We start from the raw sequence: 17,825 nt of genomic DNA, 5'->3' as shown, positions 1-17,825 counted from the left end.
CCCCTGCGCGAGAAAAAGCCCGCTACTCGACGAGCGTGCCCCCCACAAAGGTGCCGGCAAGCGTCATGTCCGCGTGGAAGATGGTCAGGTCCGCGGGACGGCCCGGAAGGATGAGGCCCACCTGGTCCTCGACGTGCGCCGAGCGGGCGGCCACCTCCGTTGCCATGCGGATGGCCTGCTCGTCCGTGACGATCTGCCAGTCGACGACGTTCTTCACGCCCTCCGCGAGCGTGAGCACGGAGCCGGCGATCGAGCCGGTGGTGCCGTCATCGTTGCGCAGGTAGCAGAGGCCGCCCTTCATCACCACGGGCATGCCGCCGGACATGTACTCGCCCTCGGGCATGCCGCCGCAGCCCAGGCAGTCCGTAATGAGGACCGTGTGCTCCCAGCCCTTGGCGTCGACGAGCGCCTTGATGGCCGCGGGGACCACATGACGGCCGTCGCAGATGATCTCGGCGTAGGTGTTCTGGGAGGTCATGGCGCAACCAACCACGCCCGGGTCGCGGTGGTGCAGGCCGCGCTGACCGTTGTAGGTGTGGACAAAGCAGCTCGCACCCGCGTTCACGGCGGCAATGGCCTCGTCGTAGGTCGCATCGGAGTGGCCAATGGCGGTCACGACGCCCATGGCGGCGAGGGCCGCGCAGTACGGGCAGGCACCGTCGCGCTCGGGGGCGAGCGCGCTCTTCACGATACGACCGCCGGCCTTCTCCTGCCACTGCTCGAAGACCTCGACGCTCGGGTCGATGAGGAACTTCGGGTTCTGGGCGCCGACGTGCTTCATCGTGAAGAACGGGCCCTCAAGGTAGATGCCCGCAATGCGCGCGCCGACAAAGTCCTCCCCGCGGCTCTCGTCCGCCTGGGCGATGGCCTCGCAGGAGGCGGCGATGTCCTCGACAGACTCGGTGAAGGTCGTGGGCAGCCAGGCGGTGGTGCCGCGACGGGCCAGCTCGACGCTCGAGACGTTGATGCCCTCGGCGTTGCGGTCGCTGGTCGCGTGGTTGAAGAAGCCGTGGATGTGCGTGTCAACGAGGCCGGGCCCCACGATGCACCCGGTGTAGTCGCGAATCTCGCAGTCCGGAGCCTCGGCCGTCCAGGCGCCAAAGACGCCGTCCGTCACCGTGAGGTAGCCGCCCTGCATCGTCGCGCCCGGAAGCACGAACCTGTCGGCCTTGATGGCAAAGGTGCTCATGAATCTCTCCTTACTTCCAGCCGGGAAACCCCGGCGCTTGCGTGCCTGTTCCGTACGTACCCAGCGACGCCCCCTATGAGACGGTGCCCGCCCGCATCACACATGCAGACGGGCACCGTGGCGCTACGTATAAGGCCGCTTGGGCGAGAAGAACCCCTAGACCTCGAAGGGGTGGATGGTCACGCCCTTGACCACGCGGTTGACGGTGCCGGTGGGGCTGGGGGTGTCCGGCGTGTTGCCCACGCGCACGGAGTTCAGCAGCGAGACCACCTGGGCGACCATGATGAACGGAAGCGCGAGGTAGCCCTCGGGCAGAGCGTCAAAGCCGGCGAAGGTGAAGGACTCGCCCTCGAAGACGGGCGCAAGGTCCTGCTGGACAGCGATGGTCTTCTGCGCGATCTTGTCGCCGTTGATCTCGTTCAGGATGTCGAGGTCGTACTGGCGGGTGTAGGCGTCGTTGTTCATGAAGACGAAGACGAGGGTCTTGTCGTCAACGAAGGACTTGGGCCCGTGACGATAGCCCATGGAGCTGTCCCAGGAGGTGGCGACGAGGCCGTGGGCGAGCTCGAGGATCTTGAGCTGGCTCTCCTGGGCAAGGCCAACGAAGGAGCCGGAGCCGAGGTAGGTCACGCGGTTGAAGTCGCCGGCAAGGAAGGCCGCGATCTCGGCCTCGCGGGCCACGACGTCCTCGCCCATCTTGGCAATCTGCTCGACCCAGGCGGTCTTCTGCTCGATCGTGGCGGCGTCAAAGATGAGGGTGGTGAGCAGCGTCATGCAGCTGTAGGAGCCGGTCATGGCGAAGCCCTTGTCGTTGGCGCGCGGGATGAGAAGCGTGAGGGCGTCCGGATCATCGGCGGACTCAACGGCGAGCTTGCCCTCGGGGGCGCAGGTGATGTTGAGGAACTTGACGTTCTTCACGAAGGTCTTGGCAACCTGCACCGCGGCAAGGGACTCGGGGCTGTTGCCCGAGCGCGCAAAGGACACGAGCACGGTGGGCTCGTCGGGGTTGAGGAAGTCGCACGGCGCGGAGACGATGTCGGTCGTCGCGATCGGCTTGAAGTCGTAGAGGGAGGTGTCGCCGGCGTGGCGCAGGTAGGGGGCCGCGGTGTCGCCAACGTAGTCGGAGGTGCCGGCACCGGTGAAGACGACGGAGAGGCGACCCTCGCCCATGCCACGGGCGTCGGCGAGGAACTTCTCGATGGCCTCGAGGTTGTCCTGGTAGATCTTGAGGGTGTCGAGCCAGAGCTCGGGCTGCTGCTTGATCTCTGCGGTGGTGATGTCCGCGCCGAGCGCCTTGAGCTCTTCGGTGGACTTCTCGAACATGGGCGGTTTCCTTTCTTCCCCTGCGGCCGAGCCAGAGGCCCGACCGCACCTTCGTACCAAGGCTAGGGCAGGCGCTGGTGAAGCACCTTGTACTTGAACTGATCGGCTCGCGCGACCGAGAGCGTGTACTCGATGATCTCGTTGCTCATGTTGTACGTCGTGCGCACGAGGTCGAGCACGGGCGCGTTCTCTGCAATGTCGAGGAGGTGTGCGTCGGAGGGCCTGGCCACGCTTGCGAAGAACTCCTCCTCGGCCACGCGAATCTTCTCGTTGTAGACGTTCTCCATAATCTCGTAGAGCGGCATGCTGTCGAGCAGGGGGCGCTTGAGCGTGAGGAACTTCCGCACGGGAAGATAGCTCAGCTCGACCATCATGGGAATGCCGTCGGCGGTGCGCAGGCGCTTGAGCTTAAAGAGGCGGTCCCCCAGTCGCACGCCCATCCGCTCGGCGAGCTTCTTGTCTGCGTCAAGCTCCGTGAACTCGAGAATCGTGGTCTTGGGGTCACGACCCATGGAGCGCATCTGGTCGGTAAAGCTGTAGACCTGGAGGAGGTTGGTGGTCTGGGCCGAGCGGTCGGCCACGAACGTCCCCCTCCCGTGCTGGCGAACGACCATGCCAAGCTGCTCGAGCTCCTGCAGGGCCAGCCTTACCGTCGTGCGCGAGAGGCCATAGCGCTCGGAGAGCTCACGCTCCGAGGGCAGCAGGTCGCCCGGGCGGTACTCCTGCTCGATCTTCTCAGTCAGGATGTCAACCAGCTGGTCGTACAGCGGCTGCTTCCTACCCCTGGGCGTCACTTCGCCTCCCCTCGCTCTCCGAGCGCCATCGCGCCCTTAGTCCCTTCAGAAGATGAAGGGGCCTTACATCTCGTCGTCCTCGTCGTCGGAGGAGCCACCCTGGAGGGACATGTGGCAGACGCCCTCCTTGCCCACCTCGACGGCCTCGGCAACGAGGTCGGAGAGGGTGGAGCTGTCGGAGCGAGCCATGACGATGTCGATGAGCATGGGCAGGTTGGTGCCAGCCACCACGGCAACGTTGTCGACGTCGTTGGAAACCATCATGGACTGGTTGAACGGGGTGCCGCCCACGAGGTCGACAAAGACGAGGACGCCGTCGCACTCGCCGCGCATGGCAGTGATGGCGTCACGGAGCTTGGAGGCGTACTCGCCCGCGGCGGCCTCCTCGAAGGGGACGATCTCGAACGACTGCTGCGGGCCGGCGACCATGTCGACAGCGCTCTTGAGACCGTTGGAGAAGTGGCCGTGGCCGGTGAGGATGAAGCCGATCATTTTGGTTCTCCCTTCGACATCTTCCGAGCGCACTCGGAAGACCCAAACGACAACTGGTTGATACCAGATTACCAGCAGTATAGCTATTCCTAAGGTGAGCTTAGCGCTCACCCTGCGATTTCGACGAATTAGTCAGCTCTTCGTAGCGACGCTTGTATTGCTTTGCGTGGGTCTTGCTCCCCTTGTTGGCGTACTGCTTCCACAAAAGGAAGCAGAGCTTGCCCTGAAGGCTCGGGGCAGCCTTGTCGAGCATCTTCTCCATTTGATCGATGTAGTCGTAGCGCTTGCCAAAGACGATGTCGTAGGTCAGCTGGCAGTCCGTGATGGTCGCCTTGTCAGCCGCCTTGCAGGCCTTGAGGTCTGACAGGAGCTCCTTGGCACGCTCCTTGTTTCCAATCTGCGTGAAGTAGTTGAAGGCAACGGGCAAAAGCGTTGCCTGGCGCCTGGCGGAGTTGCGCATGCGAACGAGCAGCTCGATCATGCGGGTTGCCATTTCCTCGTCGTCCATCGCCTGATAGCACGCGAACCGCAGATAGTACTGGCGATAGGTGGACATGGTCACGCGCGCGGGGATCTTGTCAAGGGCGGCCAGCGCCTCACCATAGTGGCCCGTGTTGAAGAAGCCCTCGTACTTGGCCTCGTAGTAGCGTCTGAACAGCTCGCTGCCCAGCGCGTAGACGCAGATGATGACGATAAAAACGATAACCCCGGGTTCCAAGACGCTGCCTTTCTATAGAAGAACGGGCGCGCATCTCGGGAGATTGGACCTAGGCACGAGGCCGGTCGTGAGATGCGCGCCCGCTCACTGATGTCACGAAGACTAGGTGCGGTGCCCGGGAGACCGGGCACCGCTTGAGAATCACTCAGGCCTAGCCCTTCATGATGATGCCGAAGGCACCAAGGACAATGCCGATGACGAGGACGATGAAGATCGCCTTGGTCGAGGTCATGCCCTTCTTGCCGAGGAGCCAGTACACGAAGCCGACAAGAGCGGCGGGCACGAGCTTCGGGCAGATGTTGTTCAGGATGTCCTGGATGTTGACGGTAACGCCACCGATCTCGGGGACCCAGCTGAACACGATGCCGACGTTGGTGGAGATGAGGGCACCAACCATGAAGACGCCCATGACGGTGGCGGCGTCGGTGATGGCGTTGAGCTTGTCAGACATGGTCGTGACGAGCTTCATGCCCTGATCGTAGGCGATGTAGGTCTGCTTGCAGCGGAACCAGTCGACCACGATGTTGACGGCAATCCAGATGAAGATGCCGAGCGGGTTGCCCTGCATGGCCATGTTGGCGGCAAGAGCGCCGAAGATGGTCGGCAGGAGCGAGCCGAAGATGGAGTCGCCGATGGAGGCGAGCGGGCCCATGAGGCCGGTCTTCAGGGAAGCGACGGTCTCCATGCCGGCGATGCCGTCAGTCTCCTCGATGGCCAGGTCGATGCCCGTGATGATCGTGTTGAGGAAGTTGGAGGTGTTGAAGAACGGCGAGCACTGGGTACGGCAGGCCTGCTTCAGCTCCTCGGTGTTGTCCCCGTAGATCTTGCGAAGCTGCGGAAGGATGATCCAGAGGTAACCGGAGTGCTGCATGCGCTCGTAGTTCCAGCCAGCCTGGAAGCCGACCAGGTTACGACGGTTAATCTGCTGGAAGTCAGCCTTGGTAAGCTTGTAGCCAGTCTTAGAGCTCATCGTCGTCATCTCCCTCCGTGCCAGCAGAGACAGCGACAGGCGCGTTCTGGTGCTGCTGATAGTAGATGTAGGCAAGAGCGAAGCCGATGAGGGCGATCGTCAGCATCGACAGGCTCTTGTAGCCACCACCAACGGCAACCGCAGCGTCCTCACCAAGCAGGCCGTTGAGGCCAGCAGCGAGGTTGGCGGCGTCGCCACCGAGGGTGACGATGCTCGTGAAGGCGGTGCCGAGGAGGGCGGCGATCACGAAGCCGAGGATCAGGTAGGCAATGTGCTTCTTGACCGGGAGGTAGCGAAGCAGGATGGCGAAGCCGACGGCGGGCAGCATGCCACCAGCAACCGTGAGGCCGTCGCCGAGCCACTTGAAGTCGCCGTTGAGGGCGGTGGTGATGGCCTCAACGACCGGCTGGCCGAAGGCCAGGGCCAGGAAGACCGGGAGGGCACGGGAGAGGCACCAAGAAACAGCGCCCATCCAGTAGTGAACGTTGTAGGCGTTCCAGTTCATCTTCTCGACATCGGCGTCGCACGCGTGACCCCAGAAGGTGTTGGCGAAGCGGCCAAGGATGTCGGTGTAGACGAGGATGGCGGCCACAGGCACGCCGAGTGCGGCGAGCGCCTGCTCCGGGTCCATGCCCTGGCTGACGGCGAAGGCCGTAGCAACGAGGGTGCCGGAGTTGGCGTCGATGCGGGAGGCGCCGCCGAAGGTGCCGACGCCGAGGATGGTGAGCTGCATGCTACCACCGATGAAAAGACCAGTTGCCATGTCGCCCATGACGAGGCCCGTGAAGAAGCCAGAGAACACGGCGGAGCCGGCGCTGGAGTACCAGTGCAGCTCGTCCATGATCTGGAAGGCCGCGTAGAGCGTGAGCAGAAGAATCTGCCACCACTGAATCATGGTTCTTTTCCTCCTTCTAACTTACTCGAACGTTACCGTACATACCTACGCTATATGGTGCCGTGCATCTCCCCTCACGGCGTAGCGCCACTTAGAGCTTGAAGGGCTCCGGGTTGTTCTGCGGGGTCAGCTGAACGACCATCTTGACGCCCAGCTTCTCGAGCTCGGCGAAGGCGTCGAGGTCGCCCTGATCGCAGTTGAGGTTGAGGCCGTACTTCTTGACGCTGTTCATCGTGGTCATGTTGCCCAGGATGAGCTCGTCGATCTTCACGCCGGCCTTAACCAGGCGGGCGTAGACCTCGGGCTTCTTGGCAACGATGAACAGGCGCTGGGTGTCGTACTTGCCGGCGACGATGTTGGCGGCAGCCTTATCGACGGGCAGGACGGAAAGCTTGCAGGTGGCAGGCGTGGCCATGCGCAGGACCTGCTTCTGGGTGTCATCGGTGGCAACGTCGTCATCGACGACCATGAAGCGGCTCACCTGACGGGCGTTGGCCCAGAGGTTGCCGACCTGGCCGTGGATCAGACGAAAGTCAACGCGGGCTCCAACGATCATGTCTACTCAACTCCTTCTTTGTCGAGATGCCTGATGAGGGGCTCGGAGCGCAGGGAGATGGTGTCTCCGACACGTCCCTCCGTTTCAAACAGAACGAGCTCGTTCGCGCCGGCGCGCGTGAGGCCGTGCGGAACGTAGAGCGTGGAGATCGGGCCGATCTCCCAGTAGCGCCCCACGTTGACGCCGTTCACAAACGCGACGCCCTTGCCAAAGCCCGTAGTGTCCAGATAGGTGTCGGCCGGCTCGTCGAGCGTGAACTCGAAGCGGGAGAACGAGGGCGTGCCCTCGCTCCAGCCGGCGGAGTAGTCAATCTTAGCGACGTCATCCATGGGAAGGCAATAGGCCTCCCACCCCAGGATAAAGTGGAGGTCAACGGCCACGCCGGTCCGGATGCCCTTGTGCTGCGTGTCCGCGAGGAACTTGTGGCCGTAGTTCACGCGGCCCATGTTCTCGACAAGGACGTCAAGCTGGTTGTTCTCCTGGGGGAGGGCATAGCGGATGTCCTCGCCGATGTGCTCCTGGTACTGCGTGGCCACGAGCTCCCCGTTGACGAAGACCTGGGCGCGGTCACGGCCGTCCACCACGCGGATGCGCTCGGGCTCGAGCGTGTCACGCTCGATGGAGGAGCGATAGAGGGTGTAGCCGTAGGACTGGCCCATGTCCTCCATGGGCTGGGGATAGAGCGAGCTCACCGGCTCGGCGAGACGGTCGAGGTTCTCGAAGAGGCCCGCGCGCTCCTTGAGCGCAACCCCCTCGAGGGCCACGGCATCCTTGATGAGGGGCTCGGCCGTCCAGGCGTCCGGGAAGAGGTCGCGCACCACGTCACGGAGCTTGTACCACTTCTCGGTGGGGTTGCCCTCCTCGTTGAGCGGGGCGTCGTAGTCATAGGAGGTGACCTGGTGGAGGTCATGCGTGTGACGCGCGGAGCACCCGTTCATGAAGCCGAAGTTGGTGCCGCCGTGGAACATGTATAGGTTGATGGAGCCACCGAGCTCGAGGAGCTCGCGGACGGAGTCGGCGAGGTCCTGGGCGTCGCGGGTGATGACGTTCTCGCCCCAGCGGTTGAACCAGCCGTCCCAGAACTCCATGCACATGAGGGGCCACCTCTTGCCGTGCTCCTCATGGAAGGCCTTGAGCTGGGCGAAGTTCTCACCCGCGCGCGAGCCAAAGTTGCCGGTGACGAAGACGTCGTCATCGATGAGGGTGCCGGCGCGGAGGCACCCGCGCCACGGGCCGTCGGAGGTGCAGAGCGGAACGTCAACGCCGCGCTCGAGCATGAGGTCGCGGATGGAGCGCAGGTACTCCTTGTCCTCGCAGTAGGAGCCGTACTCGTTCTCCACCTGCATCATGAGGATGTTGCCGCCGTGCGTGACCTGACGCTCCACCAGGAGCGGCATGAGCGCATCATAGTAAGAGGCAACGCGCGCGAGGAACTTGGGATCGCGCGAGCGCGGGCGCAGGGAGCGGTCCGCGAGGAGCCAGGCGGGAAGGCCGCCCCACTCCCACTCGGCGCAGATGAACGGCGACGGGCGCACGATGATCCAGAGGCCGAGCTCGGCCGCCTCGTCAAGGAAGCGGGTGAGGTCGCAGATGCCCTCGAAATTGAACTCGCCGGGGCGCGGCTCGTGCAGGTTCCACGGGACATAGGTCTCAACCGTGTTGAAGCCCATGGCCTTGAGGTTGTAGAGAGAGTGGTGCCAGTCGGACGGATGGACGCGGAAATAGTGAATAGAGCCGGACAGAATCCTGAACGGCTCCCCATCCAGCATGAACTGGTCGCGAATCTCAAACGTGTGCATGCCTCTCCTCGCGTCCAAATCCAACTAGGAACTCGGTACTTCTTTCGGTGCCTGGCGGCAAAAAGCGCACAGTAGCCACTATACACGTCTTCGCCACAAATATCGACACTCTATGGAGAGAGCCCTGAACGGTCGATTTTGAGCCATGAGCGGCAGAATGACGTTTAACCAGCTCAGAGGGCATATTTTTAGCGCTTTTATCGCTTTTTCTAACAAATGTACGCAGCATTAACTGGTAGTAACAACTCTATCAGTAAGTTTTCAGAATGGATTTAGAAACGCGCGGAGGGGGAGGCCGCGCCCCTACCCCAACCGCCCTTCGGACGATAAGATGGCAGAGTAGCCCACCCGACCCTCAAAAGGAGACGCCATGATCGCCACCGTCACGCTCAACACCTCCATTGACAAGGCGTACCAGCTTTCGTGCCCGCTCGAGACCGGCTCGGTCATGCGCGTCGCCACGTGCATCGACAACGCGGGAGGCAAGGGTCTCAACGCCGCGCGCGCGGTTGCGACCTGCGGGGAGAAGATCGTGGCAACGGGCTTTGTGGGCGGCAACAACGGCCGGCTCCTCTGCGAGCTGCTCGACGCGGACGGCATCGAGCATGACTTTGTTCACGCCGTCTCCGAGACGCGCTGCTGCGTGAACGTGCTCGAGCCCGACGGCCGCTCGACCGAGTTCCTTGAGCCCGGGCGGCCCGTGAGCCCCGAGGAGGTCGCCGCCATGCGCGAGAAGGTGGCTGACATTGCGGCGCGCGCCGACGTGGTCACCTTCAACGGGTCTGCCCCCGCGGGCGCGGGCGACGACATCTATCGCGAGCTCGTCGCCATCGTGCGCGAGGCCGGCAAGCCCGCCATCCTGGACACCTCCGGCGCGCTCCTCGTGAACAGCCTCGACGCCCGCCCCACCATGGTGAAGCCCAACACGGACGAGATCTGCGCGATTCTTGGCCGAAAGCCCGAGTCCATCGACGAGATCGTGGCCGCCGCGCGCGAGGTGCACGAGAGCCGTGGAATCGAGAAGGTCGTGGTCTCCCTGGGCGGCGACGGCTCCGTGATGGCCTGCGACGAGGGCGTCTTCCGCGGCCGCGCGCCCAAGATCGAGGTCGTGAACCCCGTGGGCTCCGGCGACACGATGGTGGGCGCCTTCGCCGTGGCCATGGCGCGCGGCATGGCGGTCGAGGAGCAGCTTGCCTATGCCATGAGCTGCGCGAGCGCCAACTGCCTCTCCGCCTCCACCGGCCACTTTGACATGGCCGTCGCCGAGGAGCTCCGCTCCGGCACCACGGTGGAGCGCGTCGCGTAGACGCACGGCACGTCACAGCTGCTTCCGACGACGGGGGCGGGGCGCCGCACGAGCGCCCCGCCCCCGCTCCTTGACCGAGGCCGCGGGGGCGAACCCGTCCCCGCGGCCCCGTTTACCTATTTACAGAAGAACGCGAGGGCGATGGCACCCGGGCCCACGTGGGTGCCAATGGTCGCGCCGACCGAGCAGATCGGGAGGTCCTTCTCGTCCACCTTGCCCTCCCAGATGGCGCGGTTGTCGTCCAGGTACTTCATGAGCAGCTTGTCGGAGAGGCCCGCATAGCCCAGGAGCACCGGCATGTCGAAGTCGATGCCGTGCTTCTCGACCTGCTGGTGCAGCTGGTTGCGGCCGTTCTTGGAGCCGCGGGCCTTGCCGAGCATCACGACCTCGCCGTCGACAATGCCCACCACGGGCTTGATGGAGAGGAGCTCGCCGATCGCCCCCACGCTCTTGGGGATGCGCCCGCCGCGGCGCAGGTACTCGAGCGTGTCGAGCAGCCCGACAACGCAGACGCGCTCGCGCGCCTCCTCGAGCTGCGCGGCGATCTGGGCCGCGGAGAGGCCCTCGTCTGCAAGGCGGAGCGCGTAGAGCACGAGGACGCCCTGCCCGATGGTGACGTTCTTGCCGTCGACCACGTGAATCTCCGGGTAGTCGGCCGCCGCCGTCACGGCGCTCTGGTGGGTGCCGGAGAGCTTGGAGGATAGCGTGATCACCACGGCCTCCTCCCCCGCCTCGCGCACGCGCTCGAAGACCTGCTCGTACGCGAACGGGGTGACCTGGCTCGTCTTGGGGAGCTCGTCGCCCTCGATGAGCAGCTCGTAGAAGCGCTCGTTGGTGAGGTCGACGCCGTCGGCGTAGGTCTTCGTCCCAAAGGTGATGCCCAGGGGCAGCACCGTGAGGCGCTCGTAGCATGCCTCGGGGACGTCGAGGCCGGAGTCGGTGATGATGCGAACGGGCATGGGCCTTCCTTTCAGCGTCCGACCGGCGGTCTAGTCGCGCGAGATGGACCTGAGCCGGTCAAGGATGTGGTTGAGGGAATCGTACATCCGCAGGCGCTCGCGGACGTCGAGCTCGCTGCCGGCTTCGTCGAGCACTCGGTGAATGATCTCGTCGAGCGGGCGGGCCGCCTCGCGACCGCGCTCCGTCAGGCGGATGGGGGCGCGGTAGCGGGAGGCCTCGTCATCGGAGTCCCCCACCTCGACGAGGCCGTCCTCGGCCAGGTGGGAGAGGGTGCGCGACATGGCCGAGCGGCTCACGTCGACCATGCGAGCGAGCTCGGCGGCCGTAAGGCCCTCGGGGTGCTTTACCAGGTAGTAGAGACACATGACGTCGGCCCCGCGGAAGCCCAGGCGCCGGGCCTCGGCCGTCTTGATGCGCTGAATCTCCTTGTTGAGGGCACCGATGATGCCCACGAAGTCCTCGAAGCGCTTCTCGGTCACGTCTCCCCTCCCCCTGGCTCTGCCCCTCGGCCTCACGACCTCGGAGAATGTTAACCGGTCAACATTATGCCCCAATCCGCAGGCCGCAATCACTTCCAACGCCGATGGGGCATTGTTTCGGACGGGAAAACACTCTTGCGCCGGACGGGGGCGGGCGGTATGGTGTCCCCATCATCGTCACCCAACCAAGAGAGGAGCGCCAGAAGATGAGCCGCATCGTCGTCACCCGCAACGCACGCACGTCCCAGAACTGGTGGTGGCGCAGCTTCTCCTCGCTCGGTCGATGGTGAGTCTCACGCGCCATATCTCTTCGCGCTGACAGGGCTCCCGGATGACCGGGAGCCCTTTTCTGTTGACCCGGCACGCCGCACCACCACGAACACCCCACCCTCACGAAAGGAACCCTCATGTCCCAGAACTCCGCCGCCCGCACCGTCGCCGCCCCCGACCACGGCAAGCTCGACGTCCAGTCCCTCGTTCTCCTTGCCGTTCTTCTTGCCGCGGGCTTCATCCTCAACTTCACCGTCGGCAAGGCGATCTCCGGCATCTCCGGCGGCCTCATCAGCCCCGAGTTCATCATCTCCGCCTTCTGCCTCACGATCCTTGTGGTGCGTCCCAACGTGGGGCAGGCCCTCGTGATCGGCCTCATCTCCGCGGCGGTCATCCAGATCACCACCACCTCCCCCTTCATCGACTTTGCGGCCGAGGGCGTGGCCGCCGTGCTCATGGCGCTCATCGTGCGCGCCGGCATGAAGAGCCCCGCCAAGAAGGCCATCCCGCTCATCGGCTCCTTTGTGACCACCGTGGTCTCGGGCGTCATCTTCATGCTCATCAAGATCGCGATGGTGGGCGCCGCCGGCGAGCTCGCGGCCGCGATGCTGCCCGTGGTCCTGCTCACGGGCGTCTTCAACGCCGTGCTCGTCCAGGCGCTCTACCTCCCCATCCGAAAGGCGCTCAAGCTCGCCGACTAGCAAGCGCTACCATAGGGGGCGCGCCGACGTGGACGGCGCGCCCTCACTTTTGACCAGGCACGCGCCGCGCCCGCACCGGGCGCGGTCATCGGAAAGGCACCCATGGCATCCGGATCGACGATTATCTGTCTTGACGACGTCTCCTTCTCCTACGCGGGCGGCGCGGACGAGGGCGAGCGAGCCCTCGACCACGTCTCCCTTTCCGTTTGCGAGGGGGAATTCGTCGGCGTGATCGGCCCCTCGGGCGCGGGAAAGTCGACCCTCGCCGCGCTCATGAGCGGCGCCATCCCCCACCACTATCGCGGCTCGCTCTTTGGCACCACGCTCGTGGACGGCGTCGACACCTGCAACGCCACGCTCACGGACATCTCTCGTGTCGTGGGCAGCGTGGCGCAGGACATCGACTCCCAGATGGTCGCCTCCGTCGTGGAGGACGAGCTGCTCTTTGGCCTGGAGAACTTTGGCGTGGACCACGCCCTCATTGAGGGGCGCGTGTCGGCGGCGCTCGAGGCCTGCGGCATCGCGTCCCTGCGCGACCGCGAGATCGCGACCCTTTCCGGCGGGCAGAAGCAGAAGGTGGCCATTGCGGCCATCCTCGCCATGCGGCCGCGCGTGCTCGTGCTCGACGAGCCCACCGCGGCGCTCGACCCGGCGTCCTCGACCCTCGTCTTTGAGACGCTGCGCCGTCTCAACCGGGAGGAGGGGATCACCATTGTGGTCATCGAGCAGAAGGTGGCGCTGCTCTCGGAGTTCTCCGACCGCATCCTCGTCATGGGCGACGGGCGGCTCGAGCTCGACGGGACTCCGCGCGAGGTGTTCTCCCATGGTGACGAGCTGAGGCGCCTTGGCGTGGACAGCCCGCGCGTGGCGCGCGTCTCCAACAGCCTTGTCCAGCACGGCATACTCCCGCCCACCCCTCCGTGCCTGAGCGTCGACGAGGCGGCCGGGCTTGTGGCCGAGCTCGTTCGTGGCCGCACCGGTCGCGGCGCCAACATCGCCCCCTTCCGCGCGGGGTCGCCGCACGCCCCGAGCCCCCGGCCGCGCGCCGTGGATGCCGAGCCGTGCGTGAGCTTCCGCGACGTCTGCTTCACCTATCCCGGAAGCGGCGCCCGCGTGACCGACCTCACCTTTGACGTCTACCCCGGCGAGCTCGTGGGGATCGTCGGGCAGAACGGCGCGGGCAAGACCACGCTCACCAAGCTGCTGAACGGCCTCCTGCGCCCGTCGTCCGGCCGGATCGTCGTGGCCGGGCTCGACATGGCGGACACCCCGACGAGCACGATCGCGGCGCACGTGGCAACGCTCTTCCAGAATCCCGACCGACAGATCTGCAAGGACACCGTCCTCGACGAGATCGCCTTTGGGCTCGAGCTCACCGGCGTCGCGACGGACGTGGCGCGCCACCGGGCGCGCGCGGTGGCCGAGCGCTTTGGGCTGCCCCCCGACGAGGCGCCCTTCTCGCTCTCGCGCGGGCAGCGGCAGATGGTGGCCCTGGCCTCCGTGGTGGTCATGGAGCCCGAGGTCGTCCTGCTTGACGAGCCCACGAGCGGCCTGGACTATCGCGAGTGCATGACCGTCATGGAGACGGTGCGCGAGATGGCCGACCGGGGGTGCGCCGTCATCATGGTCTGCCACGACATGGAGGTCGTCTCGGACTTTGCCGAGCGGCTCCTGGTCATGGCGGACGGGCGCATCCTCGGGCAGGGCGAGACCCCGGAGGTCTTTGCGAACGTCGAGCTCATGGACCGCGCCCGCGTGGAGCCCCCGCAGATCATCGCCCTCTCGACCATGCTCGCGCGCGACGTCTCGCGCGAGTTTGCGGGCGTGAGCCAGGTCTCGGGCATCGTCGACCTCGTGAAGGAGCTGGTCAGCCATGATTAACGTCATCGACTACGTCCCCGGGCAGTCGCTCCTCCACCGCCTCAACCCCGTGGCCAAGCTCGCGCTGGCCGCCGCCATCATCGCGGCCACCTTCCTCGCGGACACCTACGTCATGCTCCTCGGGCTTCTCGCCCTCACGTTTGCGCTCGCGGCGTACGCGGGGGTGGCGGGAAGGCTCGTGCCCCTCCTCAAGCTCCTCGTCCCGCTTGCCGTGGTGATGCTCGCGCTGCAGCTCGTCTTTGTGCGCACCGGCACGCCCGTGTGGGGGTTCGTCACCACCGACGGCCTGGTCACGGGCTCCAAGGTCTGCCTGCGCCTGCTCGGCGTGGCGCTGCCGCTCGTGCTCGTCCTCATGGTGACCAAGCTCACCGACCTCGCCAACGCGTGCGTGGAGGTGCTCCACGTCCCCTACCGCTACGCGTTCACCTTCACCACCGCGCTGCGCTTCGTCCCCGTGTTCTCCCAGGAGATGAACGCCATCATGGAGGCGCAGACCGCGCGCGGCGTGCAGTACGACACCAAGAACCCCTTCAGGAAGCTGCAGCTCATGCTGCCCCTCTGCGTCCCCCTGCTCGTGAGCTCCGTCGGTCGCACCGACGCCACCGCGCTCGCCGCCGAGCAGCGCGGCTTCTACCTTCGCACGCGCGAGAGCAGCTACAAGCGCTACCCGCTCGCCGCGCGCGACGGGCTCGCGCTCGCGTGCTGCGTGGCCCTTATCGCCCTGGGCGTGGCGTTCTAGGGAGCGCGGCCGGCGCGGCAGTGCGGCCCACCCGCCCCGCAATTCACGCGCACTCGTGCACGCTCTTCTTGCGTTTCCCCAGTTGAGCGAGAAGAACCTCTGCACGAGTGCGCGTTAATCATCCGACACGAGCTGAGGCGGGCGCCCCGAGGGGCGCCCGCGCGCTTCGTTGCCGTCAGAGGTTAGTCGTCATAGCGATCGTCCAGGTCGTCGTCCCAGTCGTCGCGGTCATCGCGATCGTCGTCCCAGTCGTCATCGTGGTCGTCGGCGTCGTCCCAGTCGTCATCGCGGTCGTAGCGGTCATCGTGCCAGTCGTCCCAGTCGTCGCGGTCGTCCCAGTCGTCGTTGCCGTCGATGTCCGCCTCGAGGACCTTGCCCGTGCGGGCGTCGACCTCGTACTCGTACTCCACGCCGCCGGAGGTGAACTCCATCTCGTAGACGCCGTCGTCGAGCTCGTACTCGTGGTCGTTGAACGAGGCCTCAGTAAGCCCCAGCTGCGAGAGGACGATGTCCTTTGCGGCGTCCAGGCCGATGTAGCCGCGGTCATCCAGCTGCTCGGGGGCCACGGCGAGCGCGTCGGACTCCAGGCCAAAGCCGCCCACCGTGCTGCGGACGTCATCCTCTATCCCGCGCAGGAAGTCGTCGCCCGGATAGCCCGATCCCTGCTCGAGCTTGACCACCACGTTGCGGTCGTGCCCGTCGACGGTCTGGTTGAAGTGACCGGCCTCGTAGATCTTGCCCACGAGCTCGGAGACGACCTCGCGGCACGCACGGCCCTCGTAGCCCGCATACCCGCTCACGACGCCGCGCCCCTCGTCGTTCGCGCCCTCGACCTCGGTGACGAGCCCGGCGTCGTCGTACTCAATCTCAATCTCGGGGTTGACGCTCAGAAGCAGCGTCCCCGCGGCCTGGGATACCGGGGTCTCACCGACGCCACCTGTCGCCTGGCCGGCAGGCGCGGCGGGGGTGGTTCCGCATCCGGCGAGAACTGCCGCAAGGGCGGCGCCCATCGTGGCGGTGGCGAGGATGCGCTTCAGGCTCGTGGTCTTCATGGTGTCCTCCTTGGGTGTCGGAAAGCCTCTTCTTTGCCTTGCAGTGAGAGGTTGCGTGGGCACCGTCTCAAAACCGGGGTCCGCGAGAATATTTTTTCGGGAACCCTCCGGGCGAGAAGAACGTCAGGTCAGACTAGTCGTCATCTTCGTCGTCATCGTCGTCATCCCAGCTGTCGTCATCGTCGTCATCCCAGCTGTCGTCATCGTCGTCCCCGTCGTCGGTCCCGTCATCGTCGTCGGTCCCGTCATCGTCGTCGGCCTCGCCCCGGTCGTCGTCATCGAACGCAGGCGGCACGGTCATCTCAGTCGGGGGCTCGGGGGGCGTCACCTGCTCGACCTGAGGCGCGGGCGCGGCGTCCTCGCCACCGGCGGCGCCCGTCACCACCACCCGATGGTCAAGGTGCACCTCGAGCTCCACGATCAGCCGGTCTTCGGTCGCAGTCCTCCACTCCTCGTCGTCGGACTCCACCGTGAGCTCGATCGTCCCGCCGTCATCGAGATAGCCCCGCTCCTCGGCACGGTCCGCGAGGTCGTCCGAGACCTCGTCGAGCGTCCGCCCGTAGTATGCGAACCCCTCGATGAGGGCATCGCCGTCATTGTTCTCGCCGTCGAGCCCCACCACGCGGTCAAGGCGGTTGACCTCGATGCTCACCTCGGGGTTGATGCTCATGTAGACCGTTCCCACGGGCAGCTGCCAGACGGCCGCGCCCGCCACCACGGCAACGGCGAGGCAGGCCGCCGCGGCAACGAGCGCTGCGCGGCGCCTGCGCGTTCTTCTCGCCCGGCGCGCCTCGAAGGGAACGACGTCGGCCTCCCCGAACGGGCTCCCCTCAAAGATGACGACATCGTCGACCTCCTGTCCCACCTCGTAGCCGAGGTTGGGGACCCTCACGAAGCGGCCCTCGTCGTCGAGCGCCACGGCATAGCTCGTGGCGCACTCCAGGATGAGGTAGCTCATCGCACGTCACCTCCCGTCGGCCCCACGATCTTGCAGAGGTGCCCCCGGATGATGTCGTAGCCGTTGGTGTAGGCCACGAGCAGCGCCACGAGGTAGCGCCGGTGCCGCTCGAGCGTCTTGCGCTCAACGCCCGCCCCGCGTGCGAGCTCCGCGATGGGCAGCTTTCCCGTCTGGGCCACCCGGTCGAGCAGGTCCTGCCGGCCGCGCGCGTACGCGAGCGCGCTCCGGCACGCCTCCAGGGTGCGCCGCTGGCGCGGGCTGTTCTCGGCCACGTCCGAAAGGCTCACGCCGAGCCCCTCGAGCTGGGCCGCAAACTCGGCGATCTCCGCCCTGCTCGCCCGGCGCGCCTCGCGCTCGGAGATCTCGTCGCGCTCGGAGGCAATCCGCTCCACGAGCGGGCGGGCGTCCTCGCCGTCTCCCCCGTGGCCCGGCTCGTCGAGCGAGGTCACCTCGGCATGGCGGCGCTCCCGACGCCGATAGTCGATCAGCCGGTTCCGGACGCTCATGGCCGCGAGGGGCAGAAACGCCCCGCGCGCCTCGTCGTACGCAAGCACCGCCTCGTGGAAAGCAAACATGGCAATCCCCAGCTCGTCGTCTCCCTCCCGCACGGGATGGCCCACAAACCGGGCCGCCTCCGCCTTGATGAACGGGAGATAGGCGCGCACCAGGCCGTCCGCGGCGCGCGCGTCGCCCTTCGCGGCCCTCACGCGGGCGGTCAGGTCCTTGTCCCGTCTCATCGTCCC

18 protein-coding genes are annotated in these 17,825 nt (G+C 65.8%); 4 read left to right on the top strand and 14 right to left on the bottom strand.

What is annotated here, in order from left to right; all coding sequences use genetic code 11:
* Positions 1-22: 22 nt before the first annotated feature.
* The 9 genes from nagA to B5F84_RS01000 all read right to left on the bottom strand — a co-directional run bounded on the left by nagA (position 23) and on the right by B5F84_RS01000 (position 8,736).
* Entirely contained in the window at positions 23-1,189 is a 1,167-nt protein-coding gene (gene nagA, locus B5F84_RS01040) for an N-acetylglucosamine-6-phosphate deacetylase (protein ID WP_087319802.1), read from the bottom strand.
* A gap of 156 nt (positions 1,190-1,345) precedes the next feature.
* Positions 1,346-2,512, bottom strand: coding sequence for an SIS domain-containing protein (locus B5F84_RS01035; RefSeq protein WP_087319801.1), 1,167 nt, complete (start codon positions 2,510-2,512; stop codon positions 1,346-1,348).
* A 62-nt stretch (positions 2,513-2,574) separates the two neighbouring features.
* A complete protein-coding gene (locus B5F84_RS01030; protein WP_087319799.1) occupies positions 2,575-3,306 on the bottom strand; it encodes a GntR family transcriptional regulator in 732 nt (243 codons plus the stop codon).
* A gap of 63 nt (positions 3,307-3,369) precedes the next feature.
* A complete protein-coding gene (locus tag B5F84_RS01025) occupies positions 3,370-3,798 on the bottom strand; it encodes a PTS sugar transporter subunit IIA (protein WP_087319795.1) in 429 nt (142 codons plus the stop codon).
* A 100-nt stretch (positions 3,799-3,898) separates the two neighbouring features.
* Complete coding sequence (locus B5F84_RS01020; RefSeq protein ID WP_087319792.1) at positions 3,899-4,516, bottom strand: hypothetical protein; 618 nt, start codon at positions 4,514-4,516, stop codon at positions 3,899-3,901.
* Positions 4,517-4,667: 151 nt separating this feature from the next.
* Positions 4,668-5,495 (bottom strand): PTS system mannose/fructose/sorbose family transporter subunit IID, encoded by an 828-nt coding sequence (locus B5F84_RS01015; protein WP_087319789.1) that lies wholly within the window; start codon positions 5,493-5,495, stop codon positions 4,668-4,670.
* Positions 5,476-6,381, bottom strand: coding sequence for a PTS sugar transporter subunit IIC (locus tag B5F84_RS01010; protein WP_087319787.1), 906 nt, complete (start codon positions 6,379-6,381; stop codon positions 5,476-5,478). Before B5F84_RS01010 ends, B5F84_RS01015 begins: the two co-directional genes overlap by 20 nt.
* Positions 6,382-6,472: 91 nt before the next feature.
* Positions 6,473-6,937 carry a PTS sugar transporter subunit IIB gene (locus B5F84_RS01005; protein ID WP_087319786.1) on the bottom strand — a complete coding sequence of 155 codons (465 nt, stop codon included), beginning with the start codon at positions 6,935-6,937 and terminating at the stop codon, positions 6,473-6,475.
* A gap of 2 nt (positions 6,938-6,939) precedes the next feature.
* On the bottom strand, positions 6,940-8,736 hold the full coding sequence (locus tag B5F84_RS01000; RefSeq protein WP_087319784.1) for a beta-galactosidase family protein: 1,797 nt from the start codon (positions 8,734-8,736) through the stop codon (positions 6,940-6,942).
* A 370-nt stretch (positions 8,737-9,106) separates the two neighbouring features.
* On the opposite strand from B5F84_RS01000, the gene B5F84_RS00995 reads away from it, so the two are divergent.
* Positions 9,107-10,042, top strand: coding sequence for a 1-phosphofructokinase family hexose kinase (locus B5F84_RS00995; protein WP_087319782.1), 936 nt, complete (start codon positions 9,107-9,109; stop codon positions 10,040-10,042).
* Between the two features lie 116 nt (positions 10,043-10,158).
* Here the strand turns inward: B5F84_RS00995 and B5F84_RS00990 are convergent, their stop codons facing one another.
* Positions 10,159-11,001, bottom strand: coding sequence for a DegV family protein (locus B5F84_RS00990; protein ID WP_087319780.1), 843 nt, complete (start codon positions 10,999-11,001; stop codon positions 10,159-10,161).
* A 30-nt stretch (positions 11,002-11,031) separates the two neighbouring features.
* Positions 11,032-11,481 (bottom strand): MarR family transcriptional regulator, encoded by a 450-nt coding sequence (locus B5F84_RS00985; RefSeq protein WP_087319777.1) that lies wholly within the window; start codon positions 11,479-11,481, stop codon positions 11,032-11,034.
* A 407-nt stretch (positions 11,482-11,888) separates the two neighbouring features.
* On the opposite strand from B5F84_RS00985, the gene B5F84_RS00980 reads away from it, so the two are divergent.
* From B5F84_RS00980 to B5F84_RS00970, 3 genes are all read left to right on the top strand, one after another.
* Positions 11,889-12,452, top strand: coding sequence for a hypothetical protein (locus B5F84_RS00980; protein WP_087319775.1), 564 nt, complete (start codon positions 11,889-11,891; stop codon positions 12,450-12,452).
* A 102-nt stretch (positions 12,453-12,554) separates the two neighbouring features.
* Positions 12,555-14,333, top strand: coding sequence for an energy-coupling factor transporter ATPase (locus B5F84_RS00975; RefSeq protein WP_087319774.1), 1,779 nt, complete (start codon positions 12,555-12,557; stop codon positions 14,331-14,333).
* Complete coding sequence (locus B5F84_RS00970) at positions 14,326-15,072, top strand: energy-coupling factor transporter transmembrane component T (protein WP_087319772.1); 747 nt, start codon at positions 14,326-14,328, stop codon at positions 15,070-15,072. The genes B5F84_RS00975 and B5F84_RS00970 overlap by 8 nt, the downstream gene beginning before the upstream one ends.
* A gap of 182 nt (positions 15,073-15,254) precedes the next feature.
* Here B5F84_RS00970 and B5F84_RS00965 read toward each other — a convergent pair whose 3' ends face one another.
* The 3 genes from B5F84_RS00965 to B5F84_RS00955 all read right to left on the bottom strand — a co-directional run bounded on the left by B5F84_RS00965 (position 15,255) and on the right by B5F84_RS00955 (position 17,819).
* Positions 15,255-16,124 carry a PepSY domain-containing protein gene (locus tag B5F84_RS00965; RefSeq protein WP_087319771.1) on the bottom strand — a complete coding sequence of 290 codons (870 nt, stop codon included), beginning with the start codon at positions 16,122-16,124 and terminating at the stop codon, positions 15,255-15,257.
* Between the two features lie 133 nt (positions 16,125-16,257).
* The gene (locus tag B5F84_RS09530; RefSeq protein WP_087319769.1) at positions 16,258-17,082 is read right to left on the bottom strand and encodes a hypothetical protein; all 825 of its coding nucleotides are present in this window, start codon (positions 17,080-17,082) and stop codon (positions 16,258-16,260) included.
* Positions 17,079-17,819: a sigma factor gene (locus B5F84_RS00955; protein WP_087319768.1), complete on the bottom strand. Its 741-nt coding sequence runs from the start codon at positions 17,817-17,819 to the stop codon at positions 17,079-17,081. The genes B5F84_RS09530 and B5F84_RS00955 overlap by 4 nt, the downstream gene beginning before the upstream one ends.
* Between the last annotated feature and the right edge of the window lie 6 nt (positions 17,820-17,825).

The sequence above is a fragment of the Olsenella sp. An290 genome, from assembly GCF_002159535.1.
Classification (GTDB): domain Bacteria; phylum Actinomycetota; class Coriobacteriia; order Coriobacteriales; family Atopobiaceae; genus Thermophilibacter.
Note: the sequence above shows the minus strand (reverse complement) of the source record. Positions and strands in the feature narration are given on the sequence as shown.